Here is a 26,755-nt window from a genome sequence, read left to right on the forward strand (position 1 = left end):
GATCATCCTTCCTGTCTGGCGACGAATGTGCCCGGGGCCGCGCCGGTCAGCTTCTCGAACGCATGGTTGAACGCCGCCTGGTCGAAATAGCCCAGCCGATGCGCCAGCGCCGTCAATGTTTCCGGTCCACCGGCGTTGAGGCTCTCCACCGCTTCCAGCATGCGGTAGCGATCGATGACCCATTTGGGCGATACTCCGACGTAATCGTCGAACAGCCGCTGCAGCGCCCTGAGCCCCAGACCGAAGACTCCAGCCAGTTCCCCGGCAGACACCAGTTCGAGGTTCGTTTCCGCGAACCGCACGATCCGCCTTGCCAGCCCTGCCTTCTCATCGGCCTTCGGTAGCTGGGCGCGAACCAGATCCTCCATTCGCTCTGCCATTCCGACAGGATCGTTGAGCCTGCTGAACTCGCTCTGAAGACTCTCGGAGGTGCGCGAGAACACCGTCTCTACCGGCAGCCAGGTGTCGCTCAGGGCGCTCACTGCCCGCCCGAAGAACGGGCGGAAGGCGCCCGGCCAGAACTTTGTCGCGAACACCCGGCCCGAGCCGCTCAGCGTCGTCTCGAACACTCCGGTCGCGGCTCCGAAAATGCCGGTCTCGCCGCGCGAGTCGATCACCACGTGCTGGTTCGGGTGGCTGAGGTTGCGCTGGGTATAGGGCGGCCGATCCCCGAGATCGTAGAGCACCATCCAGTGATGCTCGACCCAGCCGGCGAGATCGTCGGACGGTTCGAACCGGGTCAGCTCGAAATGCTCGAAGCTGACCCGCTTGTGCAGCAGCCCGCGCGCCGGCTTCTTGCTGGGATCGATCGGCTTCGGGTCGCCCTGCCGCATGCCTCAGATCACGCCCCTCATCTGCGAGGTTCGCACCATATGGTGCTGCACGAATTCCGTCCGCTCCACCAGGAATGCGTCGTCTTCCGGATAGTATTGCGCGCGTTGGTAGTCCTCGCCGGCGAAGCGCTTTACCGCCTCGATATCGGTCCACCAGCTCAAAGTCGTGATGGTGCTGATCCCGCCGGGTTCGGCACCGGTCAGAATCTGGAAGCCCAGGTTGCCCTCCGTCGCTGCGTAGTGGGCGGCTCCGGTCTCCTCGATATAGGCGACGTAGCGCGCTTCGTCCGCTGTGCGGATACGGGCCGTCCATTGGCGCAGGATCATCCGCCACTCTCCTCTGTCGCGAAACTACAATTATGGGTGCCCGGTCTTCGCTAGCTTCCCCACCCAAGCAAGGAGAACCCCATGAAGACCGCCAAAGGCACGATTCTGCACAACAACTGGGACGAACAACCCTACCACGAAGCCGCGCCGCTGAAATCGACCGAAGCCAGGATCGACATCGTCATGCATGGCGCCATCGAGGCCACGGGCCCGGGGCGTTACCTCATGCAGTACCCGACCGCCGAAACCTGCCACTATTCCGGCTACCTGGTGCTGAACGGCACGCTCGACGGCAAGGCCGGACAGTTCATCATCTACGAAGTCGGCGATTGGACCAACGGCGTCGCCGCCAGCAAATGGCAGATCGTCGACGGCTCCGGCACCGGGGAACTGCAGGGCATCGCCGGGCAGGGCAGCTATGCCGCCGAGCACGACAAGACGGTGCATTACGAACTCAGTTACGAGCTTGGCTGAAGTACACAGGCAGTCGTAAGTCGGCAATCGGCAGTCGTGGCCTACTGCCTACTGCCGACTGCCTAATGCCGTTTGAGGGGCCGGTGCCCGCTCACCCCATCCCGCGCACCACCTCCAGAAACGCCGCATGCCCCAGCGCCTTCTGCGCCGCCTGCTTGTATTCCTTCACGAGCCCCGTATGAGTCTCGCGCGCGAACTTCCTGAGCTTGGGATCTCGTGCCATCTCAGCCTTCGCCACTGCCGGGTCGAGCAGGCCCAATCCATCCAGCACCGGGTAGTGCAACTGCGTCTCGACGTGCGGCAGCCCGAACAGGTAGTCCGGAAAATGTTCGCGCCGCGGCATCTCGGTCTTCCAGCGCGTGAGCCGCTCTTTCGTCTCGGGGTGAATCCGGTGCGCCCGCACCTCGCGCCAGAACGGCGTGTCGTCCCGCTCGGTCATGTAGTGGGTGTTGACGAAGGTGCGGAAGTCGTCGACCTGGCGTCCCACCCGCCGGTTATAGTCGTCTCGCAGCGCCTGGTTCATCTGCGGGGGATCGCGCAGGTACTGCCCGGCGAACATCATCATCTGCACGATCGTGCCGTGGATTGATGTCGATTCCAGCGGCTCGAGGAAGCTCGAGCTCAGCCCCACGGCGACGACGTTGTTGATCCAGGCCTTTTCCAGCCGCCCGATCTTGAACTGGATGTCGCCGCGCACTTCGATCTTGCGGCCCAGGACGCGCTCGACCTCGGCATGCGCCTCGTCCGGCGTCCGAAATTCGTCCGAGTATACATAGCCGCAGCCATAGCGGTATTGCGTCGGGATCTGCCACATCCAGCCCGCTTCCTGCGCCCAGGCGCGGGTATAGTTCGCGATCTCCTCGCCCGGCTCCACCGGCAGCCAGAACGGCAGCGCGCGGTTGACCGGCAGCTCATGCTGGTACGATATCCACGGGGCCTGCATCTCGCCGACGATCAGCCGTTTCCTGAACCCTGTAGCGTCGATGAAGAAATCGCCTTCGAGCTTCTGGCCGTCCTCGAACACCAGTGCCGTGACCTCACCCGTCCCGCCATCGCGCTCCACCCCGGTGAGCACGTTGTCGACGATCTCGACGCCGCTGGATTTCTCCTTGAGGAACTTGCCGACCAGCGACTGGTCGAAATGGTAGGCCGGCAGGAACGGTCCCAGGGGGATCAGCGATCCATCGGGCTTCTGCGCCCACGGCGCCTTCTTCTGCTTCAGCAGCGGCCCGAACAGGTGCATGTCCTGCACCGGTTCGTTCACCGACACCGCATAGACGTTGAGATAGTCCGATGGCGCTCCCGCCGGCGGTCGCACCACCGCATGCGGGTCGTCGATCGGCCCGTAATAGGTGTAGCCCTTGCGGCGCCAGTCTTCGTGCCGGATGCCGAGCTTGTAGGTGGCCTCGGTCTTCCTGAAGAACTCGAAGATGTCGATGCCGAAATGCGTGAGGAAGACGTGGAACGCAGCGGTGGTCGCTTCGCCCACGCCGACGGTCGGGATCTTCGACGATTCAACCACGCTCAGCTTCGCGTCGAGCTTCAGCCGCCTGATTGAATCCCGGATGATGAAGGCCGCAATCCACCCCGCGGTCCCGCCCCCCACGATAACGAAATGCGGTTGCCTCGCCATGATGGTAGTCCTCCCTCAGCGGGAGGAAAGACGAAGCGGGGTAGGACGGCAAGGGGCGAATGACGACGGAAAGTCCGGAAAGCTAAGGCGCTGAGACTTACACCCCGGCGTCGTCCCAGACTATCTCCCCATCAGAGCCAATTCTTCGGTGGACCAACGCTCGTCGTCCGCCGACATGGGGATGCCCAGCGACAATCCGGCGATTGCCGCAAAAAGACAAACGCCTACCAGGATCAGTGCGGTGATGAGTATCGTGCGTCGATGTCTTGAGCCGACGGACGTTCGACTGTCGTGCGTCATATTCCCCTCGGCGGGGACTGAAGCATGCGGCAAGGAAGTCGGTCAAATCACGCTGTGTGGCGCAAAATACCTAGAGGCGGTACACGCGTTCCGCGTTGATCGAGAACAGCTTCTCCTGCTCCTCCTGGCTGGCGCTGCCGACGATCTCCCGGCTGGCATTGACCCACCTGGTGAGGTCGGCGAACAGCGTCACCACCGGATGGTCGCTGCCCCATACCACCCGATCCCAGCCGAACGTCTCGATGACGAACTCGACATAGGGGCGGAGCTGGTCGACGGTCCAGCTGTCGTCGACATTGGCGAGGATGCCGGAAACCTTGCACACCACGTTGGGCAGCTCGGCGACCCGCTCCATCCGGGTGGTCCAGCTCTCCCACTCGCGCTCGGCGATCTTGGGGTTGCCGCAGTGGTCGAGCACGAACTGCGTCTGTGGGCACGCCTCGATCAGCGGTGGCGCCAGCATTAGTTCGTGCGATTTCACGCAGATATCGAAGGTCATGCCGTAGCGCGGCAGCAGCCGGATATTGTCGATGAAGGTTTGCGTCTGGCTCAGTTCGGCCGGCTGGCCCTGCAGCAGACGGCGGATGCCCTTCACCCCCCCCAGCCCCTGCAGGCGCTCGAGGTGCCGCTCGAAATTGGCATGCTCCGGTCGTCCGTTGGCGATTGCCCCGATGACCCGGTCGAGGCCCAGCACGAACGCGCTCTCCTCGGTCATCTGAGGTTCCGCGACGTCCACCTCCATATGGAGCGCGGCTTCAATTCCCAACGGCGCCGCCTCGGCCCAATAGCTCTCGACGGTCCATGGCTTGTTGATCGCCGGCGCGCCGCTCAGCCATGGATAGGAGAACCTGTCGGGATAGACCAGGTGCAGGTGCGTATCGATAATGCGCATGAAATCAGCCGCTTGGGAGTGGATGTCGGCTGACATGTTAGCATGCGCTCGCCGGCTGGGTAGTACCTAGATAGGTGATCGTGCCAGACCCTTGGCCAGGATGGGACCCGTCGGCTTGCCGGTCGGGGAACCCGGCGCGTCTTCGAGAGTGATCTCGTAGAGTTGTCCCGCCTGCGGCAGCGGCAGCGTCGCCCCATCCAGCACGATCTCCTGCGACCGTGCGAATCGCCCAAGCGATACGGCGCCGATCTCCTCGTTCGGCTTCGTCCAGACCTCAAGCACCTTGCCTGCCGGCACCTCGAACACTTCCAGCGGCACGATATGCACGCTGTTGTTAGCGAAGGCTTCGACGATCGCCCCGGGTATCGCATCGTCCGACACCAGCACCGCTATCACCACCGGCTGCGTCGGCCTGCCGAACTGCTGCCCTGCGACGAAGCCGATGCCCGCCGCGATCACAATGCTGGCCGCCAGCAGCCAGCTCTGCTGGCGCATCTGTGCCCAGCTCGCGGATCTGGGCACCACCCTCGGTTCGAGCCTTGCCTCGATGCGCTTCCACAAGTCGCTCGGTATACGGGCCGGTGTCACGGTATCGTCCAGCGCCTGCATCCGGTTACGCAAAGCCGCTACCTGCTGCGCCAATGCCGGGTCACGATCGAGTTCCGCCTCGAACGCCGTAAGTTCAGCGCCGTCCAGCATCCCAAGTACGTAATCGCCGATCTGCCCATGGAAAGCGGTGCTCATCGCATGCACTCCTGCAGGGTCGCAATGCTGCGCCTTATCCACGACTTCGCGGTTCCCAGCGGCACCGCCAGCCGCTCGGCCACTTCGCCATTGCTCATGCCGACCACATAGGTCAGCAGCACGGCCCGTCGCTTCGGCTCATCCAGTTGCCCAAGGCAGTGTTTCAGCCCTTCGCTGTCCGCCAGCATCTGAAACGCCGAAACCGCGTCCTGCTCGCGTCCGCTCAGGGCCTCCAGTGTCGTGGCGTCGTGGAACTCCAGCCGCCCGCCGTCACGCAGCATATTCAAGGCCCGGTTGCGGACCATCGTGGTGAGCCAACCGCGCGCGCTGCCCCGTGCTGGGTCGAACTGTCTGGAGCGCTGCCACACGGCAACGAACGTCTCCTGTACAACTTCCTCGGCCAGATCGCTCCGCCTGACGATCCGCCGCGCAATCGCCAGCAGCCGCCCGGCCTCGCTCTCGAACAGCGCAGCCAGCGCCGCGCGATCCGCCTCGGCTATCCGCACCAGCAGAGTTTCCGGGCTGACCGCTGGGCGAATGTCGCTCACCTTGTCCATTCCCCGATTACACGCGATCCACTCACCCGGATGCAACGCACGAAAGTTTTTCCGCACGCTGCATCCACTGGCCATTCGTCGCGGGTAACCCCTGTGAGAGCCCCGGGAAACTTCCCGCCGCTGCTCCTCAAAGAGACGAAAAGCCAAGGAGACATCCATGACTGCCCGCACCTCTCTCGCCGCCATCGCCGCCATCGGCCTCGCCGCGCTGCCCGCCGCCGCTCTCGCCGCCCCGGCCGTTGCCCTTGTCGGCGACAAGACCCTCGTCAGCTTCGACACCGAAACCGGCGCTGCCGGCGCCTCGGTGGACGTTACCGGTGTCGACAGCCTGCTCGGCATCGATGTTCGCCCCGCCGACAAGATGCTCTACGGCGTCGCCGCCGATGGCTCCGTCGTCACCATCGATCTTGCGAGTGGTGCCGCCACGGCGAAAAGCACGCTGTCGGAAAAGCTACCGGCCGGGGTTTCCGCGAGCGTCGATTTCAACCCCGTCGCCGATCGCCTTCGCATTGTCGGCTCGGATGGGACCAACCTGCGCGCCAACGTCGACGATGGCATGACCACCGTCGACGGCAAGCTCAACTTCGATGTCGCCGACGCCAACGCCGCAGCGACCGCCAGCGTCGTGGCGGTCGCCTACACCAACTCGGTGGGCAATCCCGAAAAGACCGCTATGTACGATATCGACACCAATCTGGGGCTGCTGCAGCAGACCACTCCGAATGATGGCGTCCTTGCCACGCGCGGCGCCCTTGGGGTCACCGGCACGGTCTATGCGTTCGACATAGCCGCGACTGCCGATCTTACGAACACCGCCTATCTCGCGACCAGCGGAGCGCTGCACACTGTCAACCTCGAAACCGGCGCCGCCACCAAGACTGTGGACCTCGCCATCGAAGGAGATGTGCGCGACATCGCCATCCTGCCCGCGATGTAAACGACGTATGGGCCGGCCTCGCGCCGGCCCCATACCCGGAGGCGTCAGAGCTTCACCGGCAGGCCGCTGCGGATGCTCTCGTCGGCGGCGATGCAGATCCTCAGCGACTGCACGGCATCGTTCATATGCCGGCTGAGGTCGATATCCTCGACGATCGCCCGATAGACGTAGTCCTGCTCGCGGGCGCACAGCGCGTCATGGTGCGGCTCCCCCTGCATCGAGATGCGCTCGTCGGCCTGGGCGAACCCACCGTCGGCGGTGAGCGCTGCCCGATGCACCAGGATCTGGTCGGTCCGGGTGTGGGTATCGAGATCGTCGGACCTGGCGCCCGGCTCCATGACGATCGACACTGAGCCGTTCGGCGTCATCACGTCCTTTATGAAGAACGCGTTCTCCGAGACCATCGGCCCCCACGCCGCCTCGTACCAGCCGCGCGAACCGTCATCGAACAGCACCTGCAGCGCGCCGTAATTATACATGTCGGGCGCGATCTCATCCGAAAGCCGCACCCCCATGCCGCGGACCTCCACCGGTCTCGCGTCGGTGATCTGGCACATCACATCGACATAGTGCACGCCACAGTCGACGATCGGCGACGTCGTCTGCATCAGCGTCTTGTGGGTCTGCCAGTTCGCGCCGCTCGACTGCTGGTTGAGGTTGAGCCGGAACGCGTAGGGGCCGCCGAGCCTGCGTGCTTCATCGATGAAGCGGATCCAGCTCGGGTGGTGCCTCAGGATATAGCCGACGACGAGTTTCCGGCCATTGGCTTTGGCCGCCGCGACGACCCGCTCGGCATCGGCCACCGTCATCGCCAGCGGCTTTTCGACGAAAACGTGCGCGCCCTGTTCCAGCGCCATCACCGCGTAGTCGGCGTGTGTATCGGTATAGGTGTTGATCGAGACGAGATCTGGTCTTAGCTCGCGCAATGCTCCCGCGTAGTCCGGCCGCACCGTGTAGCCGGCCAGCTCTGCCTCGAGCTTCGGCATCCGCCGGTTGACCAGCCCGACGATCTCGAACCCGGGGTGCCGGTGGTAGGCCAGCGCATGGCTCCGCCCCATATTGCCGAGCCCCGCCACAAGTACGCGAACACTCACCTTGAGACGCCCCCGGATTTTGCCGCTTGTATCTGCAAGCATAATGCCAAAAAAATACCACTTGTCGAGCAGCCCACCCGCGAAAATGCCGTTGTGGGAGCGATCTCACAACGAGGGCTGCTGCATCGGCCAGAAATCTCTTGGTCAATGGTCTTTTATTGGTATTATGGTTGCAGCGTGAGATGCCGCCTCCGCGCCGGCCGTAGGGTCGGGCAGGGCGAGCCCATCCGGAACCGGTGATTGACCAGCAACAACAACGCCCTGTTTACTGCCGAAGCCGTCATCCTGCCGCAGGGTGGCCCGCTCTATCTGCAGCTCAAGCGCTGGATCGAGGAGGCGGTGGCGCGGGGCGCCATCAGGCCGGGCGATGCGTTGCCGTCCGAACGCGACCTCGCGGCGCGCGTAGAGGTTTCCCGGGTGACGGTGCGCAAGGCGGTGCAGCACCTGGTGCGCGATGGTGTGCTGATCCAGCGGCACGGCTCCGGCACCTTCGTCGCGCCGCAGCAGAATCGCGTCGAGCAGTCGCTCAGCCAGCTGACATCGTTCACCGAAGACATGGCGCGCCGCGGCATGGCCGTGCACGCGATCTGGCTGGACCGAGGACTTTACGATCCCTCACCGGAGGAAACCGTAACCCTTGGTCTGTCGCCCGGCGAGCGCGTTGCGCGCGTCGCCCGGTTGCGCCTCTCCGGCGACATGCCGCTTGCCATCGAGCGCGCTTCGCTGTCGGCAGCCACGCTTCCCGATCCGGGCGCTGTCGGCGCCTCGCTCTATGCTCATCTCGAGAAATCCGGCAACCGGCCGGTCCGTGCCATTCAGCGCATCCGCGCCGCCAATCTCGATGAGGACGACGCGCGCCTGCTCGAGATTCCCCAGGGTGCAGCCGCGCTGCATATCGAACGAGTCGCCTACCTTCCATCCGGGAAAGTTGTAGAACTGACCCGCTCGGTCTACCGCGGCGACACCTATGATTTTGTCGCTGAACTGAGAGTTGGCGACGCCTCCCACAAATGACCGCAAACCATGAGTGATGCCGTGACAACAGCCGCCAACGCCAGCTACATGCGCCAGGAAGTGGAAGAGACCCCGTCGGCGATCGCCCGCCTGCTTTCGGAGGGCAGGGCAGACTTCGCGGCGGCCGGCAAGGCGCTGCGCGCCGCGGACCCCACCGCTATCGTCACCATTGCACGCGGGTCGTCCGACCACGCTTCCTCGTTCCTCAAATACGCCATCGAACTGCTGGCCGGCGTGCCGGTCGCCTCGGTGGGGCCGTCCGTCTACTCGATCTATGGCCGCGAGCTGAAGCTCAGCGGCACCGCCGCGATCGCCATTTCGCAGTCAGGCAAGAGCCCCGACATCGTCGGCATGACCACCTCGGCGAAAAAGAACGGGGCGCTCACCTTCGCGCTGACCAACACGCCGGATTCGCCGCTCGCCCGGGCGTCGGACCAGACCATCGCGCTGCGTTCCGGCGAGGAGAAGTCGGTTGCCGCTACCAAGACCTTCGTCGCCTCGGTGGTCGCCGGCCTCGGCCTCGTCGGAAACTGGTTGGAGGACAAGGCGTTGCTGGCAGCCTTGGACTCACTTCCTGAAGTCCTCGAGGAGGCAGTGCACTGCGATTGGTCACCGCTGCTGGGGGCGCTCGACAAGCACCAGTCGCTCTACGTCCTCGGTCGTGGCCCGGCTCTCGCCATCGCCAACGAGGCGGCGCTGAAGTTCAAGGAGACGTGCGGCATCCATGCCGAGGCCTATAGCGCAGCCGAGGTGATCCACGGCCCGGCCCGCATCGTCGAACACCATTTCCCGGTCCTTGCGCTGGCCGCCCGCGATGCCGCCGAGGCCTCGGTCGCCGAAGTCGCCGAGCGGCTGGCCGGGCAGGGCGCCCGCGTCTTCATCACCTCGGTCAATGCCACCAGCGCCGAGCGCTTGCCGTTTGCCGCATCCGGCCACGCCATCACCGACGCACTGGCGCTGATCGTCAGCTTCTATGGCTTCGTCGAAGCGCTCAGCCGCCGCCGTGGTTTCGATCCCGATCGGCCCCCGTATCTCAAGAAGGTCACGGAGACCATCTGAGACGACCTGCGGTTAAGAACAAGACGTCGCCCCAGCGTCCCCTCGCCCCCTTGGGGAGAGGCGGATGAGGGTTAAGGCCCTCACCGCGGGGTGAGGGGCAGCCAAGCACTCGGAGACTATGATGCCCCAGAACAAACAAGCCTTCACCGGAGCCCGCATTTTCGATGGCGCCGAATGGTACGACCACATGGCGCTGGTCGTCGCTGACGGCAAGGTCGAGGGGCTGATCGCCGCCGACTCGCCCACCGATGCCATTCGCGTGCCGGCGGACGGCGCGATGATCGTTCCCGGCTTTCTCGACCTGCAGGTCAACGGCGCCGGCGGCGCGCTGCTCAACGACACGCCGACGCTCGATGCCATCCGCACCATCTGCGCGACCCTTGCCCAGTTCGGCTGCACCGCGAGCCTGCCAACCCTGATCACCGACACGGTGCCCAAGAACGAGGCGGTGATTGCCGCCGGCGCTGCCGCTGCCGAGCAGCACGTTCCCGGCTTTCTCGGCCTTCACCTCGAGGGGCCGCATCTGTCCATCGCGCGCAAGGGCGCGCACGATCCGGCGCTGATCCGGCCGATGGACGAGTCCGACCTGCAGCGGCTCCTCGCCGCCAAGCGCGCGCTGCCGACCCTGCTCATCACCGTCGCCGCCGAAACCGTTGGCCCGGAACAGATTTCCCGCCTCGCCGCGGCAGGCATCATCGTCAGCATCGGGCACTCCGACGCGACTTACGACCAGGTCGCCGCCGCCGTCGAGGCCGGCGCCTCGATGGCTACCCACCTGTTCAACGCGCAAAGCCAGATCGGCAACCGTGAACCCGGCCTCGTCGGTGCAGTGCTCGATCTGCCGGGGCTCGATGCCGGCCTTATTGCCGACGGCATCCATGTCCACCCGGCCTCGATCGGCATTGCCCTGCGGGCCAAACGCGGCCCGGGCCAGATCTTCCTCGTTTCCGACGCCATGTCGATCACCGGCACCGACTGGACCGAATTCGAGCTCACCGGCCGCACTGTCTACCGCAAGGATGGCGCCCTGCGGCTCGCCGACGGCACGCTCGCCGGCGCCGACCTCGCGATGATCGACGCCATCCGCTATGTATACCAGACCATCGGCGTGCCGCTCGACGAAGCGCTGCGCATGGCGAGCCTCTACCCCGCCCGCGCCATCCACGCCGAAGCCGACCGCGGCCACCTGACCCAGGGCGCACGCGGCGACTTCGTCGTGCTGAGCGACGATCTGAAAGTGCGCTCGACCTGGATCGCCGGAGAGAAGGTGTACGGCGCGGCTTAGAAGGTCTCGTAACCGAAGAACTTGGCCCATTTGGTGAGCGGCGCTGCCTCTGCCTGCGTGAACAGGAAGTCGTAGTTGCGCCAGTAGGTCTGGACGCCGAGCGACAATCCCTGCCGCACCTTCTGGTAGCTGGGCGTTCGGTTGGCTCGCTCCCCCGCTCGTTCGGCAAACTCGAGCACCGCCGGATCCCAGTCCAGTCCGAGAAATGCAAGGGTGCCGCGTGTTACGGTCTCGAAGTCGGTGACGAGGTCGTCATACCGCACATAGTGGACTAGGCGGTCATCCAGCGAGTGCACCTTGAACCATTCGGTCATAGTGAGGTCGTACAGGCGGATTGTGTCCCGAAGATTCAGAAAGTTCGCCATCGCCGGGTTTGGGCCGAAGCGTTGCTGAAAACAGCTGAGTGCGACATCGTACGGGTGCCGAACGGAGAAGATGAAGCGTTGATCGGGGATCAGATGCTTCAGGAAGGGAGCGAACAAGGAGCGGATTGGCAGCTTATCAACGTAGACGTCGGCCCCTTGCTTTTGCCTAAGGCGATCCACCGAGGAGAAGTAACGCTCACGTCCCTCAAGGTAGAGTGCAACGCTCCCGGGCTCGAACTTGGTCTGCCCCTTGTTCCCCCTGTCAATGTAACTGGTCGCCGCGTGCATGGTTGGTGCCTCCTCGAACGTTTCGACGCGGGGGTGCGCGGCTAAGGCGTTTTCCAGCATCGTCGTTCCGGACCGAGGAAACCCAAGCATCATCACATAGTTCGGTCGATTAGGCGCAGTCAGGTGGGGGACGGCCTGAGAGTTTCGCACCAGGCAATCTGCGATGAAATTAGTTGAGCCAAAAGCGGCCGCATCGAGCGCGTTCATGGTAGAGTAGCTCTTGTGCGCTTCGCGAAACTGCCCCAGCTTGTGATACGCTTTCGCCCTCAACTGCTCGCCGGTCGACCCAATGGAGAAGGCTCTGTCCTGGGCACGTCCAGCATCCTCAAGCCGCTTTAGCAGGAAAAGGCATGTCTCGGTCTCTCCCTTGGCGAGATGGGTGGCAGCTCGGAACAATTCAGCATTCGATGCCAGTTCGACGACGCCTGCGACTTGCGACAGCAAATACTCAAGAAGATCATATCGGCCGGCAGCTTCCAACAGCGTGGCTAGCGCAGAGAAGGACTTGACCTCCCCCGGCCGCACTGCAGTGGCTCTCGCCAAGATCGGAATCGCCCCTCTCCAGCCCTCAACAAACTCGGCCAAGGTTGCGGCACTGCGCAACATGCCAACCTCTCCCCAGGCGAGATACTTAGCGATCTCGACATCTCTCTGTTTGCTGACATCGTTCCGGGACCGAGCCGCGATGCTGACCTTTTCCAAGTCCTCGACGGTGTCCGGGCCCAGGGCAGCCACCTCCTCGGCAAGGATGTGGTCGCCCAAGCGCGCGAAATAGTTAAAGGCCCGCCGTCGGACCGCCCCTTGTCTGCCAAGCTCACGAAGACGCGGCAGGTCTGTGTGTCGCAGGACGTCCCTTTCGATCAGCCCTAGGATTCCGCCGACCGCCAATACGGGATCATCGGACGCAGCCAAGGTTCTATAGTATTTCTCGGCATCCGAGCCGAAGTCACGAAGCCCTGCGATCGGGGCAAGGAGTATCTCGTCTCGCACGGAGAGCGCGGCCATATTGCGTCTCGTCAATTGTTTGGACTGACAGTGAACCGCCGTCGCGCAGCTATCCCCGGCCGATGTACGGCATCGTCGTTGCCATCACCGTCATGAACTGCACGTTCGCTTCGAGCGGCAATCCGCTCATGTAGAGAATCGCATCCACCACGTGCTGCACGTCGAAAGTGGGCTCGGGTTCCATCGTGCCGTTGGCCTGCAGCGATCCGGTGGTCATCTTCGCCGTCATGTCGGTCGCGGTGTTGCCGATGTCGATCTGTCCGCAGGCGATGCTGAACGCGCGCCCGTCCAGCGAGATCGCCTTCGTGAGCCCGGTGATGGCATGCTTGGTCGCGGTGTAGGCCGCGGCGCCCGGCCGCGGCACGTAGGCCGAGATCGAGCCATTGTTGATGATCCGGCCGCCTTGCGGCGTCTGGTCCCGCATCGCCCGGAACGCCTCGCGCGCCACATAGAAGGCGCCGTTGAGGTTGACGTCGACCATGCCCTGCCAGGTCGCTATGTCGGTGTCCCCGAAACTCGCCTGCGGTGCAAACCGGCCGGCATTGTTGAACACCACATCGACGCGGCCCAGCTTCGCCTTGAGGTCGGTGAAGTAGCGATGTACCGCTGCCGGATCGGTAACGTCGCAGACGCCGCTGTAGCTGGCGCCGCTGAGCCGCGCCGTCTCCGCCAGTTCCGCTTCCCGCCGCCCCAGAATCGCCACCCGATACCCGGCTTTCCCCAGCCCGATCGCTGTCGCCCGCCCGATTCCCGAGGTCGCGCCGGTCACCACCGCCACCTTGCCGTCTGTCATTTTGTGCTTTCCCGCCCTGGTTTGCCGTCATATGGACGAGGACTTGCGGCATAGGCAAGGCAGCCATTAGCAAGGACCCATGTCCTCCTCCCGTCACACCTCCCGCAACCGTTCGCAGAGCCCGACACTTGAGGACATGCTGCGGCGCGCCCTGGAACTGCATCAGGCCGGCCGAGGCAGTGAAGCTGCCGAACTTTACCGGCAGATCCTGCGTCGTGACCCAAAGCACCCGGCGGCCAACCATCTGTTTGGTCTTGCGCAGTTGCAGCAGGGCGAGCCGGCCACCGCCATCCGCCACATTGCCGTGGCGCTGCAGGCCGAACCCGCCAACGCCCAGTATCTGGGCAATATGGGTGTGGCGCTGACCAGTGCGGGCCGGCACGAGGAGGCCGTGGAGGTGCTGCGCCGTGCCGTGGCGATCAATCCGGGCTCGGCGGAAGCTTATGCCAATCTTGGCATGGCCAGCCGGGCGCTGGGGCGCTTCGACGACGCTGCCGAGGCATATCGCCGAGCCGCCGAGATACGGCCGACCGAGGCGACATTTCAGTACCGGTTGGCCGGCGCGCTGCGTCAGGCGGGCGATCACCTCGCGGCGGAGGTGGCCTACCGCCGGACGATCGAACTGCGCCCCCAATTTGTCGATGCCTACCGCAATCTCGGGTTCATCCTGATCGACCAGCACCGTTCGGAGGAGGCTCTCGCGCTGCTCGACGCGGGATTGGCCAATAACCCCAACGACGCAGGCCTGCACCTGCAACGAGCGCGCGCGCTTTATGCGCTTGGGGACATTCGGAGCGCGATTTCGGGTTTCGACCGTGCCCTTGCAATAAGGCCGACCTACGGGGAGGCGCATCTGCAGCGCGCCACCGTGATGCGGCATCGGCAGCGTGGCAGCGCCATCGAGGCGATGGAACGCCTGATCCGTTCGGAGAGCGCTCCCGCGGAGGATCGCATCTTCGCTGGCTTCGGACTGGGCAAGGCTTTGGCGGACATCGGAGACCACGTCGACTCGATCGCGGTATTCGTCGAGGCAAATCGGATGCAGCGTCAGCGGCTCACCTTCTCGTGGAGTCGCGAGGTCGAGTTCATGAAGGCGACCGTCGAGCGCTTCCGGGAGGTTGATGACGGGAGGCAAAGCGCCGCGTCCTCCGGGGCGGAGCCGATCTTCATCGTCGGCTTGCCTCGCTCAGGCAAGACCACGCTCGAGGCCCTCCTTGCCTCCCATCCCCTGGTGGCCGGTGCCGGCGAACTTCCGACCATGGGCCTGCTGGTCCGCCGTTTGCTCCAGAGCGCCAATGGCGCTCCGCTATCGGCGATCGCCCCTGAGCGGTTTGCCGAGCTTGGGGAGGCGTACCTCAGACAAGCAGGCAAGCTGGTGCCGGACGGCCGGCGTGTCGTCGATACGATGCCGTCGAACTACTATCATCTCGGGATCATCCGCCTCGCTCTGCCTCAAGCCCGCATCATCCACTGCGTTCGTCCGGCGGCGGATCACCGTGTCGCCATATTCGAGAAGCTCCTCACCGGCGCCGGGTTCGAGTACGCGAACGATCTGGCCGAGCTGCGCGGCTATCATGCGGCTTACATGCAACTGATGGCCGACTGGCACGAACGCTTTCCCGGCTTTGTCCATGATCTCGACGTCGGCGCGCTGATGGCCGACCGGCACGCCCTCGCCGAGAAGGTGCTTGGTACATGTGGTCTTGCCTGGGATGACGCGGTTCTAACTGCTGCGTCGCCTGAACCCCAACTGGATGATTGGTCGAGCGACGAGCGAACTGCGAACCACTTGGCCCACATGGCGGCCTGGCGGCAGCAATACCCCGACCTTTGGACCTGAGGTTGGGAGCCGGCGCCTCCCGAGCGCGCTCCGGACGGCAAGTGTTAACGGCTCGTTTCCAAACCTGTGCCGAATTTGCAACACGCAGTCTGCAACCACCCTGGCCTTGCCCCAATTCAGCCATTCTGCGATTGCGCCTCCCGAACTCCTGCGTAGAGTGGCTAATGCGAATCCATGCATGGGATCGTTTGTCGGTCGCAAACGCGACGGCAACACACACAAAAGTGTGGTCGCGTTTCGACAAGCCGCCGGGCAACTGGCAAAACGAATGACTGACTTTGGAGGTCAATAATGAAAATCAGGAGCCTTCTTCTGGGTTCTGTGGCGGCAGCGGGTCTCTCGACCGGCGCCTTTGCGGCCGATCTCGGCGTTCTGACGTCGCTCGACGTTTGCGACTCGCTGGGCCTGTCGGGTCTGACGATCTCGTCCGACACCAACTGCCTGCAGATCACCGGTGAAGTGAAGTACAAGTTCACCTGGGGTGATTTCCGTTCTGAGACGGTTGGCGACGCAGTGGTCGTCCCCACCCCGGCCGACGGCGGCGTTGGCCTTGGCATCGGCGGCAACGATCTTAATGACTGGCGCTCGCGCTTTGACGCTTGGATCAAGTTTGTCGCGACCGCCGACTCGGATTTTGGCCCGGCCAAGGCCGTGCTGAAGCTGAAGCAGGTCACCGACGCTCGCGTTGATGACGAAGGTCTGAAGTACTACGGCGGCTCCACCACTGGTGACGAGGGCGTTGCATTCGACATCAACGGCAATCCGGTGGGTGTAGTCGAGGGGCCGGGTTCGGTCATTCTGGACGAGGCCTACGTTTCGATCGGCGACTCGACTGTGATCATGGCGGGCAAGAAGGGCTCGATCATGAACAAGGGCGACGACGAGCCCCTGACCTGGCTCGACCTGTTCAACTCGGCTGACGTTGACAAGGGCGTGAGCTGGGGTCCGCTGGCCGGCACTGATGGCCTCGACGACGGCGGCATGGTGATCCAGGTCAAGTCCGACTTGGGCAACGGCTTCACCGTTAGCGCTGGCCTTGAAGATCTCGATAGCGTGCAGGCCCCGCTTGGTGGCGCTGGTACCGCCGTCGGTGTTATCGCTTACGCCGGTGAAGGCATCTCGGCTCACGTCACTGCGGCCGCCGCTGGCGTGCTCGATGGTGAGGTCGAAGCTTGGGGTCTGCATGCTGGCTTCGCTGGCACGTTTGACAACTTCAAGGTCGTGCTGGCTGGTGCCTATGGTCACGATGATATCGCCAGCACCGACTACTGGAACGTTCTCGCTTCCGCTTCCGCTACCTTCGACATGTTCACCCTCGCGGCTGCCTTTGAGGCTGTGAACGACGATGTCGATACGCACTACGGCGCTAGCGGCTCGGTTGGCGTGACCGTCTCGGAAGGCGTGACGCTGAACCTCGGCGCTCGTTGGTTCCACAACGACACCATCGGTTCGGACTCGTACCAGGTTGCGGCAGGCGTTGCGGCTGCTGTCACCGAGACGATCACCCTCACCGGCGAAATCGGCTACGTGAACAATGACGTTCTGGCCGGCACCGACTCGGTCTACGGCTCGGCCAAGATCGACTGGGCTCCGGGTGGCGGGTACACCGCCTCGCTCAAGGGCACGGTCGGCACCACGAACAACCCGGCTCTGCCGGACGTGGGCTACAAGATCGAGTCCGAGTTCAAGAAGACCTTCGAGTAGGCCTTACGGCCCAATCGGATCGGAAAGGCCCGGCGTCAGCCGGGCCTTTCTGCTTTGGGGGATCACGAGGCTGTCAGGCTTCGTTCACTTGACCTCACTTATCCGTTCATCCTGACATTCGGTAATTGTCAGTGGCGTTGACGCACTTCTCCGATTCAGCGATTGGCGCTATGGCTCGTCGTCGGCGTCGCGCCGGCTGGTTTGATTGATCCGGGGACGGCATGAGCGGCATTTTCCTGCGCTGGGGCGTACCAGCTTTCGTCACGGTTGTCGGCGGCACAGCGGCCGCTGTCGCGACGAGCGGTAACGCCGTTCAGCCTGATCTTGCCGCGCGGGCAGAAGCCGTTCTCTCCGATCCACAGCATGACTGGGCGACCGTCAGCTTCGATATGCGCGATGCCACCATCACGGGCACCGCAACCGCCCAGGCGATGATCGACGAAGCGGTCGCCAGGGTTGCCGCCGTGCATGGCGTGCGCTCGGTCACCTCGGGTGTCGTGCTTGCCGAGTATGCGAGCCCGTTCCCGCTCATCGCCACGGTCGATGGTGGGGTGGTGACCGTGACTGGCGGCATTCCGGACGAGGCGGCGCGGGCCGAGATCATTGCCGCTGCAGGGGAGGGGGTGCGAGACGAGACCCGGCCGATGTCCGGCGCTCCCGATCGCGCGAGCTGGATCGCCGCGGCCAAGTATGCGCTGCATTATGCCAGTCAGCTCGACGAAGGGGAGGTCGCCCTCGCCGACCTGGACCTCACCATTTCGGGCCGCGCCAGATCCGCGGAAGCCTATGAAGCCCTTGAAAGTGCCGCCGCGGCTCCGGCGTCGGTGAAACTCGCCTATCGGGAAGTGCAGCCGGCCTTGCGCTCGCCGTTCGAGTGGCACGCCGAGTATGACGGCCACCGGCTCACCTTGTCCGGCGCGACCCCGAGCGAGGACCTTACCCGCGAACTCGAAGCGCTGGTCCCCGCCGGAACGGTGTCCACCAGCCTGGTTCTGGCGTCCGGTGCTCCCGCCGGGTTCGCGGCTTCGGCGAAGCTGCTGGTCCAGAATCTGTTGAAGTTGGAGAGTGGTAGCGCCGATATCTCCGACGGTGCTTTAGCGCTGACCGGCTCGCCTGCCGATACCGCGACGGCGGAAACGGTGCGTGTCGCTATGACGCCCTCGGGTGCCGCGGTGACCCTCGGTCCGCCGCAGGTTGCCGAGTATTGGCTGAGCGCCGAGCGCGGTCCCGATGGCATCGTGCTCGACGGCTTCGTTCCGGACGCTGCGCTGCGCGATCGGCTGGAAGCGCTGGACAATGTCGATGCCGCCGGCCTGGAGCTGGGGCGCGGCGCGCCCGAGCGCTTCGAATCGGGCGTCGACTTCGTCATCGAGACGTTGCGCCGGATGAGCGAAGGTCATGCGACCATCCAGGGCACCGTGATTTCGGTGGAAGGGCGCGCGGCAACCGTCGCCGATTTCACCGCCATCGAGACGCGGCTCGAACTCGGCGCCCCGCAGGGCCTGATCCTCGCCGGCACGACCGTCAAGCCACCGTTGGCGACGCCATTCACCTTCACCGCCGAGAAGACGGCGAGCGGACAGTTCTCGCTGTCGGGCTATGTGCCGAACGCCGCCGTCCGCAAGGCATTGCTGGGACAGTTGCCTGCGGCGACGACCGATACCATGGTCGTGGCCGACGGCAACCCTGCCGATTTCGAAGCCGCTGCGGTCAAGGCCCTTGGCGTGCTGGCGCTGCTCGATAGCGGCAAGGTGAGTTACGACGGCGCCAGTTGGAGCCTCAGCGGCGCAGTCGATACCCCGCAGGAGGCGTTTGCCGCCGAGTCGGCGTTCGCCGCGACCGGGCTCAGGGCGGCGGGCTGGACCTATGCGGTCAGCCTCCCGGAGGCGGCCAGGGCTGCCGCTCTGCCGGTGGTCGAGCCGTATGTCTGGCGGGCGCAGAAATCAGCCAACGGCACCATTACCTTCGGCGGGTTCGTGCCGACCGAACAGTTGAAACGCTACCTCGTGGCGCATGTTGGAGCAGCCGTCGTCGATGGCACGGCGCTGGGCGCCGGTGCACCGGAGGGGTTCATTCCGTCCTCCATCGCCGGTCTCGATGCCCTCCTCGCGATGGACGAGGGGACGCTGGCACTGTCAGCCGGCAACTGGTCGCTCAGCGGCAAGCTGCCGACCACCACGGCGCGCTACGCCGTCGAGGCGGGGCTGCGCGCCGCCACCGACATTTCGGGCTGGCACGTCGCCATCCAGGCGGCCGATGCAGCGCCGGTGGTAACGCCGTTCGTCTGGTCGGCCACCAAGGCCTCGGACGGCAGCGTGTCGCTTTCCGGTTACGTGCCGACCGAGCAGATGCGTCGCTTTGCGGCCGTACGGGCCGGCAAGATCGCCGCCGATACGACGCTTGTCGGCTCGGGCGAACCGCAGGGCTTCATTCCTGATTCCCTGGCCGGCCTCGATGCTCTGCTCAAGCTCGAGAGCGGCGAGGTGAAGTATGACGGCACGGGTTGGTCGCTCTCCGGGCAGCCGTTGACCGCCGCCGATGCCGACGCGGCGAAGGCGGCCCTCGCTGCCGCTTCGGATGGCGGCGCCGGCTGGACGCAGGCGCTGGCCGAGCCGACGCAGCCGGCTGCGCTGCCTGAGGCCGCCCCCGCGGAGGAGGCCACTGAGGTCGCCGCGCCGTCGATAGAGGCAGATCCAGGTCGGGCGGAGGAAGCTGCAACCGAGGCTACCCAGCCCGATGAGACTGCCGACACGGCGGCCGCGGAGCCGGCGACTGATGCGGTGACTGCCGCCGAGCCGGAAATCGAAGCAGAGGCAGCGCCGGCCAGCAATCCGCAACCCGCCGAGACTGTTGCGTCGGTCGCACCGGAGGCAGCCTCGCCGGCGGAGCCGGTCGTCCGCAACTATCGGTTCGACGCGAAGAAGGCGCTCGGCGGCACTTTGGTCCTTTCGGGAGCAGTACCGGCCGAGCCGACGCGCCAGCAGCTGGCGGCCATCACTGGTGAGGAGCCGTCCGACAGCCTTGCGATCGACCCCAACCTGCCGGCGGATTTTGCCGCCAATGCGGATGCCGGCAGCCGGGCCCTGAGCCTCTTGGCCGACGGCGAGTTCGGGCTCGACGGGGACAAGTGGGTGCTTGTCGGTCGTGCCGAAAGCGACACGGCGAGACAGGCAGCACTGGCGGCGCTTGCCGCAGCACCCGCGCTCGAGCAGTGGGAGACCAGCGTGACGCTGTTGCCGCCGCTTGACGTCTGCCGCGACAAGGTCGGCGCGCTCGCTGCCCGCAACGCCATTACCTTCCAGTCGGGAAGCGCCCGGATGGCCGAGGAATCGCTGCCGGTCATCGATGAGCTCGCGGGTTACCTGGCGCTTTGCCCGGAGGCTACCGTCAATGTCGAAGGCCACACCGATGCCGACGGGGACGACGACGCCAACCTGGCCCTGTCGGTGTCGCGCGCCGAGGCGGTCGTCGATGCGCTGATCCTGCGAGGCATCGGCCCCGAGCGCCTCTATGCCATCGGTTACGGCGAGAGCCTGCCCATCGCCAGCAACGAGACGCGGGCCGGCAAGCAGGCGAACCGTCGCATCGTGTTCACCCTGGCCGACGAGTAGCGAAGCGATGAGCCTGGATTCGTTGATCTACCTGCTCGAAGTGTACTGGCCGTTCGTGCTTGGCGCCGCTGTCATCGGCCTCGGCACCGGCTGGCTGTCGGTTGGCGCGCGTAAAGGATAAGGCGGCGGCATGCTGAATCCTGCGCACCTGTTTGAGATCGCCATGCTGCTGCTGGTGGCGTTCCTCTGTGGAGCGGTCATCGGCTCGCTGGCGCGGCTGGTTTTCGTGCGACTGGCGCGCGGCAGGGCGACGAGCGTCGTTCCGCCTGTCGCCAGCCCGGCGGCTGCGCCGGCCGACGGAACGTCGCAAGGTGTCACCCCGGCCCTCGTTGCGGCGCCGGTGATCGCCGAGGTGGTGAAGACGCCGGCGCCGGCAGCTCCAGCAGATGTGCCGGCGCCCGACTTTACCGAAGCGCTGCTGGCCCTCGCAGGCGACCAGCCCGGGGCCCTGGCACCCGCGATCCACATTCCCCGCATCGCGCCCCTGCCGGATGTCGCGGCGGCAAAGCCCACCGAACAGATGGCGCCGGCACGCGTCGCCGGTGCGACAACCTCGGGTCGCGCCATAGCGCATCCGCGCGCCGCGGCAGTGGCGCCTGCGGCGTCGGTTGCCACCGGTGCAAGCGCAGAGGTCATTCCTTTTCCGGTCGAGAGGGCAGCTGCCGATCCCGAGCCGACGCCTGCCGTCGTTGCGCTGCAGCCGCTACCGGTCACCGCCGCCGAGACTGTTCCGCTCGTCGCCGACGATGCGGCGCCCGCCCAGCCGAGCCTGGCGCCGCCCGCGGAACAGCCGCCCGCAGGCGAGCCGGTCGCGATCGATCCGGCGCTCGGGGAGCCCGATGGTTCCGCGGGCAAGGATGTCGATGTCGACGCCGCGCCGGTGCTCGCCGAGCCCACGGACGCTGCGAACGTCGCCAACCCGCTGCGCCCGGATGAGGCCTCCGATAGCGATGGGCCGGCGCCTCTGGATGCAGCTGTGGCACCCACCACCACCGCCGAAGACGATGAAGCGGCGGCCATGCGGGCGATCGAGGGCAACTGGTCGCCCCGTCGCGCCACTGTCGCCAAGGTACGCAGGGCCGAGTTGCCCGAGCTTGCTGCCGACGAAGCCGTGCGCGCCTCGGGCGCTGCCGTCTCTTCCGCGGCGCGGGCCGCAGAGCTGGCGGTCGGCCTCGACAGCGGCGAGCCACCGGGCAAACCCGAGGGGCTCGCCGGTCCACGCCTTGGCGCCAAGGACGACCTGACCCATGTGATCGGCATCCTCCCGATCATCGAGACCGCTCTCAACCGGCTTGGGCTCTACCACTTCGACCAGATCGCCGAGCTGACCGACGAGAACGCTGCGTGGATCGAGACGCATCTGGGCATCAGCGGCCGCATCGGTCGCGAGCACTGGCGCGAGCAGGCGCGGGAAATCGCTGCCACGCTGGCGACCGCGAAGGCAGCGGCCGGCAACTAGGGCGTCTCACGGCCCAGGTTGATCGGCCGGGGACATTGAGGGACCTCAGCACCGCTTACCGGCTCCATCACCGGGTCATCCCCGCGAAAGCGGGGAGCTCCGTTTGCGATGGTGCGTAAGGCCAAGAAAACAGAGGGTCCCGCTTTCTCGGGAATGACCCGGTGGTTGGGCACGGGGCCGGCCAGACCAAGGGACCGTGCCTTTGCAGCGTCGAGCGGTGAAACGATCTAGTCCGGCTCAGGCGGCCTTGGGGCGGCGCTTCAGCAGCCGCCGGACGAACTCGGCGATCGGGCCGACATCTTCGTCGGTATTGAGCAGGGCAGGGGACCCCGAGCCTTCGATCACGTAGCCCTCGGCATCGCGCCGGCGGCGCAGCATCTCCTCGAAGGTTTCGCGGCGAAGCTGCTCGGTCAGTTGCGTGCGCATCAGCAGCAGCGGCGAATGGGCCAATGCCTCATAGAGCGGCCACTGCGGCACCAGGATATCGTCGTGCTCGAAGGCTTCGAGCAGTTTGGCCAGGTGCGCGTCGAACAGGGCGCGAACCCGGTTGCGCTTGTCGAGATAATGGGTGCGGGCCGCGAGGACGTCCAGCAGCCCTTCCGGCGCGGCCGGATAGTCCGGCGCCAGCATACGGCGCGCCATGGTGCGAAAGCCCGCTTCGGAGCGGTTTCCCTCGAGATCTCTGAGATTGTTGCGCAGGCGGACCAGGCCACGCGGGTCGGAGACCGGTCCGGCATCGACGAGAACGGCGCCCAGCACCGATTTGGGGCGCTCTGCCGCCAGTGCCATCACCACCTGGCCGCCATAGCCCTGGCCGACGAAGATGCCGCCATCGACCGCCAGGGCCGCCAGCACCTGGATCAGATCGAGGGCGTCGACGGTCGAGATGTAGCGCGACTTGTCGGTCCGATCCGAGGAGCGGCCGCGACCCTTGAGGTCGACCAGCACCACCGGCCAGTCGTCGCCATAGACGCTATGGAAGCGGTTCGCGAAATCCGCGAAGTCGGTCATGTTGCGCTGGTAACCGGGCACGCAGACCAGGGGAACGCGCCCCACCGCAAGCCGCCCTGAAATGTGCACCGCCACCTGCTCGTCCGCCGGCCCGACGGTGTACCGGGTCACCGGCAGGGCAGCGAAGCTCGGATGGTCGTCAGGCGGCAGGCGCGGGCGCGAGAACATCATCGAGCAATAGCAGAGTTTGGCGACACCCGAAGTGCCGGTTGCGCAATTCCCACCTGTTGTCGATCAGCCGGGGATCTTGCGCAGCGCTTCGCCGATACTCACGTCGTCCTTGCCGAGCCGCGCCCGGTAAACCAGGTAGTTGCCCAGCACCCGCTTCACATAGGTCCGGGTTTCCTGCACCGGGATCAATTCCACCCACACCACGGGGTCGATCGCGTCGGAGCGCGGATCGCCGAATGTCTTCACCCATTTGCGCGCGTTGCCGGCGCCGGCGTTGTAGGCAGCGGCGGCAAGCAGCAGCGAACCATCGAAGCGTTCGAGCTGCGCCTTGAGGTAGGTCGAGCCGAGCAACGTATTGTACTCAGCGTCGCTGGTGAGGCGGCTCGCCGAGTACTTCACCCCGAGCTTCCCGGCGGTTTCCTTGGCGGTTGCCGGCATCAGCTGCATCAGGCCGCGGGCACCGGCCGACGAGATGGCGTCGACCTGGAACCGGCTCTCCTGCCGGGTGATCGCGTAGATGGCGGCGTGGTCCATCGAGGCCAGCTTGGTGCTGGGCAGGCCATCCTTGGGGAAGTTGAACAGATCGAGCGGAATGCCACGCTTCTCGGAGGTGTCGGCGATGGCGATGGCCAGGTGGTGCGCGTCAAGCGTCTGAGCGAGGCGCGCTGCCAGTAACAGGTCGGCGCCGTCGGTGAAGCCATCGGCGAAACTGCGCAGCAGGGGGACGGCGAGCTCCTTGTGGCCGTTATCGGCGAGGGCCCGCACGGCCCGCACTAGCTCGCGGCCTTCGAAGCCGGCCTCGGCCTCTTTCCATGCCGGCATGTCGCGGAGTTCGGTCGACGACTTGCCGAGGGCCGAGCGGGCGAGCTGGCCGTAATAGATCGTCCCGAACGCGGCAGCCTTGGTGAAGGCCTCCTTGGCCCCGGCCTCGTCACCCAGCGCCTGTCGGGCGCGACCGAGCCAATAATTGGCCTGCGTCACCGAATCCGGCAGCGTCGAGTGCTTCGTCATCTCCTCGAAATGCGGCGCGGCGGCTTTCGCATCCTTGAGGAAAGCCAGCGCGATCCAGCCGGCGTGGAAATGCGCTTCCACCAACCGGCCTTCCGGCCCTTCGCGATAGCCGTCGGCGGCGCGATAGGCGCGCTTCACCTCGCCCAGCGCCAGCAACTGGCGGGCGAGCGCCCGGCGTTCGTACCAGAATTCTTCTGCGTCGGGCGGAATGCCCTTGGCCTTGTCGAGCCAGTTGATGGCCTCGTCCCACAGCTCGAACTGCCGCGCGCGCTGGGCCCGGCTGAACTGATAGACCGAGTTGGTGCGCATCGAAGGATCGACCGCGTCGAGCAGCTTCTTGGCATCCTTGGCGTTGCGCGACACGGCGTTGCGGGCGACGGCCAGCGATTTCTGCGCCGACGTCATGTATGGCATCAGCCGCTCGACGCCGCTGGCGCGGTCGTGCATCATCAGGTGCACCGCCCGCGCCCAATGCGCCTCGCGATCGATCAGGCTTCCGAGCTTGTCGAGCACCCGGGTTTCGGTCGCCTTGTCGAGGAAGTTCTCGGTCCAGATGGCGCGGGCGATGCGGGTGGCCCGGTCCTTCTGCCCGGCTGCGAGATAGGCTTCGGCGAGAGCAATCTGCGCTGCAAGCGTGTTGGGCATGGCGCCGCCCAGTTGCTTGATCAGCGTCGGGCCGTCGGCTTTTTCGCGGAGCAAAGCCTGCTCCAGTCGCGTCCTGAACACGGCGCCCTTGGCAAAATCGGGCGCGTCGGCGATGAAGTCCTGCACCGAGGCCGCCGGAACCTCGCCATTGCCATAGTAGATTGCCGCCCACTGAACGGCTCGGCGCTCCACCGCATCGGTGAGGCTGCGAGCCAGCTCATAGGCTTCCGGCTGTTTGCCTTCGGCAAGCAGGTCGAGGGCCTGGGTGAACTGGCTCGACGCTGACGGCGCACTGGCCTGAGGCTTGCTTTCGATCGAGCCGGTGGTCACCGGATCGACCAGCGAGGCCTGCACCGCGGGCATCAGCGGGGTTGGCCGGGCGACCGGCACCACCACATCGGCACTGGTCGAGTCGTTGGCGCGCGACAGCACGATCGGCAGCGTTGCAGCGCCGAGCACGCCAAGGGCGACAACTCCTGCAGCGATCAGGCGTCCCGCGCCTCTCGCAACAACCATGGTAACCGTCCTGTTGGTCCGCAATAGAAGTCCAACAAGGTGCCCCCGCCCTTGCAGTGCCCCAGACTTTGCACGCGGCGCGTGAACGTTTGGTTAGCCACTCGGTCCTTGTGGGTGTACGCCGCGCCCTCTATCGACAGCTTGCTTGTCGCGCCGCACGAGAAAAACTATGGTGCGCGATTGTGGCCCCCCGATGATCGGGATGTGGCCATGTTCTGGCCACATGGCCCCACCAACCACAGCTGCGACCGCCAAGGGGCGGCGCCATACGACGAGGAACTGACCCGAAATGTTGCGAGGTTCGATCACAGCGCTCATCACTCCGTTTGCGAACGGGGCGCTGGACGAGAAAGCCTTCAGCAACTTCGTCGATTGGCAGATCAACGAGGGTTCGCACGGGCTGGTGCCGGTCGGCACCACCGGCGAAAGCCCGACCGTCAGCCATGAAGAGCACCGTCGTGTCATCGAGATCTGTGTCGAGGTGACGGCAAAGCGCGTGCCGGTGATCGCCGGCGCCGGCTCGAACTCGACGGCCGAGGCCGTGTCGCTGGCGCGCTTTGCCGAGGATGTCGGTGCCGACGCCGTGCTATCGGTCGTGCCCTACTACAACAAACCGACCCAGGAAGGGATGTTCCAGCACTTCTCCGCCGTAGCGTCGGCGACGGCGCTGCCGATCGTGCTCTATTCCGTACCGGGCCGCACGGTGGTCGATCTCAGTGTCGACACCATCGTGCGCCTCAAGGAGGCGCATCCGAACATCCTCGGCGTCAAGGATGCCACCGCCAACATGGAGCGGGCCAGTGCGCAGCGCATGCGTCTGGGGGCAGATTTCATCCTGCTCTCGGGCGAGGATGTCACGGCGCTCGGCTTCAATGCGCATGGCGGCCACGGCTGCATCTCGGTGACCTCCAATGTCGCACCGCGCCTCAGCGCACTGTTCCAGAACGCCTGCCAGCAGGGCAATTTCTCCGAAGCCCTGGCGCTGCAGGACAAGCTGTTCCCGCTGCACAAGGCGTTGTTCCTCGAGAACAATCCGGGTGGTGTGAAATATGCGGCGGCCCGGCTCGGGCTCTGCCGCAACGAGTTCCGCCTGCCGGTGGTGCCGGTGTCCAAGGACAACGAAAAGGCGATCGACGCGGCCTTGTCGCACGCGGGCCTGCTGCCCAACTAAGGAGCTAGTAGCGAAT

At 65.3% G+C, this 26,755-nt stretch carries 21 protein-coding genes; 10 read left to right on the forward strand and 11 right to left on the reverse strand.

Annotation, left to right across the window (positions count from 1 at the left end; all coding sequences use genetic code 11):
* Window positions 1-2: 2 nt before the first annotated feature.
* Window positions 3-833: an AraC family transcriptional regulator gene (locus tag APS40_RS19460; RefSeq protein ID WP_055048625.1), complete on the reverse strand. Its 831-nt coding sequence runs from the start codon at window positions 831-833 to the stop codon at window positions 3-5.
* Window positions 834-836: 3 nt separating this feature from the next.
* Window positions 837-1,160 carry a hypothetical protein gene (locus APS40_RS19465; RefSeq protein ID WP_055048626.1) on the reverse strand — a complete coding sequence of 108 codons (324 nt, stop codon included), beginning with the start codon at window positions 1,158-1,160 and terminating at the stop codon, window positions 837-839.
* Window positions 1,161-1,241: 81 nt separating this feature from the next.
* Here APS40_RS19465 and APS40_RS19470 point away from each other — a divergent pair, with 81 nt between their 5' ends.
* Window positions 1,242-1,634 carry a DUF3224 domain-containing protein gene (locus APS40_RS19470; RefSeq protein WP_055048627.1) on the forward strand — a complete coding sequence of 131 codons (393 nt, stop codon included), beginning with the start codon at window positions 1,242-1,244 and terminating at the stop codon, window positions 1,632-1,634.
* 91 nt (window positions 1,635-1,725) lie between these two features.
* Here APS40_RS19470 and APS40_RS19475 read toward each other — a convergent pair whose 3' ends face one another.
* The 4 genes from APS40_RS19475 to APS40_RS19490 all read right to left on the reverse strand — a co-directional run bounded on the left by APS40_RS19475 (window position 1,726) and on the right by APS40_RS19490 (window position 5,751).
* Complete coding sequence (locus APS40_RS19475) at window positions 1,726-3,267, reverse strand: tryptophan halogenase family protein (protein WP_055048628.1); 1,542 nt, start codon at window positions 3,265-3,267, stop codon at window positions 1,726-1,728.
* 370 nt (window positions 3,268-3,637) lie between these two features.
* A complete protein-coding gene (locus APS40_RS19480; protein ID WP_055049744.1) occupies window positions 3,638-4,459 on the reverse strand; it encodes an amidohydrolase family protein in 822 nt (273 codons plus the stop codon).
* A 66-nt stretch (window positions 4,460-4,525) separates the two neighbouring features.
* Entirely contained in the window at window positions 4,526-5,203 is a 678-nt protein-coding gene (locus APS40_RS19485; RefSeq protein ID WP_055048629.1) for an anti-sigma factor, read from the reverse strand.
* A complete protein-coding gene (locus APS40_RS19490; protein ID WP_236884138.1) occupies window positions 5,200-5,751 on the reverse strand; it encodes a sigma-70 family RNA polymerase sigma factor in 552 nt (183 codons plus the stop codon). The genes APS40_RS19485 and APS40_RS19490 overlap by 4 nt, the downstream gene beginning before the upstream one ends.
* A 166-nt stretch (window positions 5,752-5,917) precedes the next feature.
* Here APS40_RS19490 and APS40_RS19495 point away from each other — a divergent pair, with 166 nt between their 5' ends.
* Window positions 5,918-6,697, forward strand: coding sequence for a DUF4394 domain-containing protein (locus tag APS40_RS19495; protein WP_055048631.1), 780 nt, complete (start codon window positions 5,918-5,920; stop codon window positions 6,695-6,697).
* Between the two features lie 44 nt (window positions 6,698-6,741).
* Here APS40_RS19495 and APS40_RS19500 read toward each other — a convergent pair whose 3' ends face one another.
* Window positions 6,742-7,755, reverse strand: coding sequence for a Gfo/Idh/MocA family oxidoreductase (locus APS40_RS19500; RefSeq protein ID WP_442855877.1), 1,014 nt, complete (start codon window positions 7,753-7,755; stop codon window positions 6,742-6,744).
* A gap of 276 nt (window positions 7,756-8,031) precedes the next feature.
* On the opposite strand from APS40_RS19500, the gene APS40_RS19505 reads away from it, so the two are divergent.
* The 3 genes from APS40_RS19505 to nagA all read left to right on the forward strand — a co-directional run bounded on the left by APS40_RS19505 (window position 8,032) and on the right by nagA (window position 11,149).
* Window positions 8,032-8,805 (forward strand): GntR family transcriptional regulator, encoded by a 774-nt coding sequence (locus tag APS40_RS19505; RefSeq protein ID WP_055048633.1) that lies wholly within the window; start codon window positions 8,032-8,034, stop codon window positions 8,803-8,805.
* A 48-nt stretch (window positions 8,806-8,853) separates the two neighbouring features.
* Window positions 8,854-9,864 (forward strand): SIS domain-containing protein, encoded by a 1,011-nt coding sequence (locus APS40_RS19510; RefSeq protein ID WP_082434734.1) that lies wholly within the window; start codon window positions 8,854-8,856, stop codon window positions 9,862-9,864.
* A 121-nt stretch (window positions 9,865-9,985) separates the two neighbouring features.
* Window positions 9,986-11,149 (forward strand): N-acetylglucosamine-6-phosphate deacetylase, encoded by a 1,164-nt coding sequence (gene nagA / locus APS40_RS19515; protein WP_055048635.1) that lies wholly within the window; start codon window positions 9,986-9,988, stop codon window positions 11,147-11,149.
* On the opposite strand, the gene APS40_RS19520 is transcribed toward nagA, so the two are convergent.
* Window positions 11,146-12,807 (reverse strand): sulfotransferase family protein, encoded by a 1,662-nt coding sequence (locus APS40_RS19520; protein ID WP_055048636.1) that lies wholly within the window; start codon window positions 12,805-12,807, stop codon window positions 11,146-11,148. The two genes, nagA and APS40_RS19520, sit on opposite strands and share 4 nt — an antisense overlap.
* A 49-nt stretch (window positions 12,808-12,856) precedes the next feature.
* Window positions 12,857-13,600: an SDR family oxidoreductase gene (locus APS40_RS19525; protein WP_055048637.1), complete on the reverse strand. Its 744-nt coding sequence runs from the start codon at window positions 13,598-13,600 to the stop codon at window positions 12,857-12,859.
* Window positions 13,601-13,679: 79 nt separating this feature from the next.
* On the opposite strand from APS40_RS19525, the gene APS40_RS19530 reads away from it, so the two are divergent.
* The 4 genes from APS40_RS19530 to APS40_RS19545 all read left to right on the forward strand — a co-directional run bounded on the left by APS40_RS19530 (window position 13,680) and on the right by APS40_RS19545 (window position 22,214).
* Window positions 13,680-15,440 (forward strand): tetratricopeptide repeat-containing sulfotransferase family protein, encoded by a 1,761-nt coding sequence (locus APS40_RS19530; RefSeq protein ID WP_082434540.1) that lies wholly within the window; start codon window positions 13,680-13,682, stop codon window positions 15,438-15,440.
* A 291-nt stretch (window positions 15,441-15,731) separates the two neighbouring features.
* Window positions 15,732-17,144, forward strand: coding sequence for a hypothetical protein (locus APS40_RS19535; RefSeq protein ID WP_156343002.1), 1,413 nt, complete (start codon window positions 15,732-15,734; stop codon window positions 17,142-17,144).
* Window positions 17,145-17,365: 221 nt separating this feature from the next.
* Window positions 17,366-20,755, forward strand: a complete 3,390-nt coding sequence (locus tag APS40_RS19540) for an OmpA family protein (RefSeq protein ID WP_082434541.1) — start codon at window positions 17,366-17,368, stop codon at window positions 20,753-20,755.
* Window positions 20,756-20,885: 130 nt separating this feature from the next.
* Window positions 20,886-22,214: a hypothetical protein gene (locus APS40_RS19545; RefSeq protein ID WP_055048641.1), complete on the forward strand. Its 1,329-nt coding sequence runs from the start codon at window positions 20,886-20,888 to the stop codon at window positions 22,212-22,214.
* A gap of 237 nt (window positions 22,215-22,451) precedes the next feature.
* On the opposite strand, the gene APS40_RS19550 is transcribed toward APS40_RS19545, so the two are convergent.
* Together APS40_RS19550 and APS40_RS19555 are read right to left on the reverse strand one after the other, a co-directional pair.
* Window positions 22,452-23,396 carry an alpha/beta fold hydrolase gene (locus APS40_RS19550; RefSeq protein ID WP_055048642.1) on the reverse strand — a complete coding sequence of 315 codons (945 nt, stop codon included), beginning with the start codon at window positions 23,394-23,396 and terminating at the stop codon, window positions 22,452-22,454.
* Between the two features lie 63 nt (window positions 23,397-23,459).
* On the reverse strand, window positions 23,460-25,568 hold the full coding sequence (locus APS40_RS19555) for a lytic transglycosylase domain-containing protein (protein WP_082434542.1): 2,109 nt from the start codon (window positions 25,566-25,568) through the stop codon (window positions 23,460-23,462).
* Window positions 25,569-25,857: 289 nt separating this feature from the next.
* Between APS40_RS19555 and dapA the strand changes: the two genes are divergently transcribed.
* Complete coding sequence (gene dapA, locus APS40_RS19560; RefSeq protein WP_055048644.1) at window positions 25,858-26,739, forward strand: 4-hydroxy-tetrahydrodipicolinate synthase; 882 nt, start codon at window positions 25,858-25,860, stop codon at window positions 26,737-26,739.
* Window positions 26,740-26,755 lie beyond the last annotated feature (16 nt).

It is taken from the genome of Devosia sp. A16 (assembly GCF_001402915.1).
Lineage (GTDB): Bacteria > Pseudomonadota > Alphaproteobacteria > Rhizobiales > Devosiaceae > Devosia_A.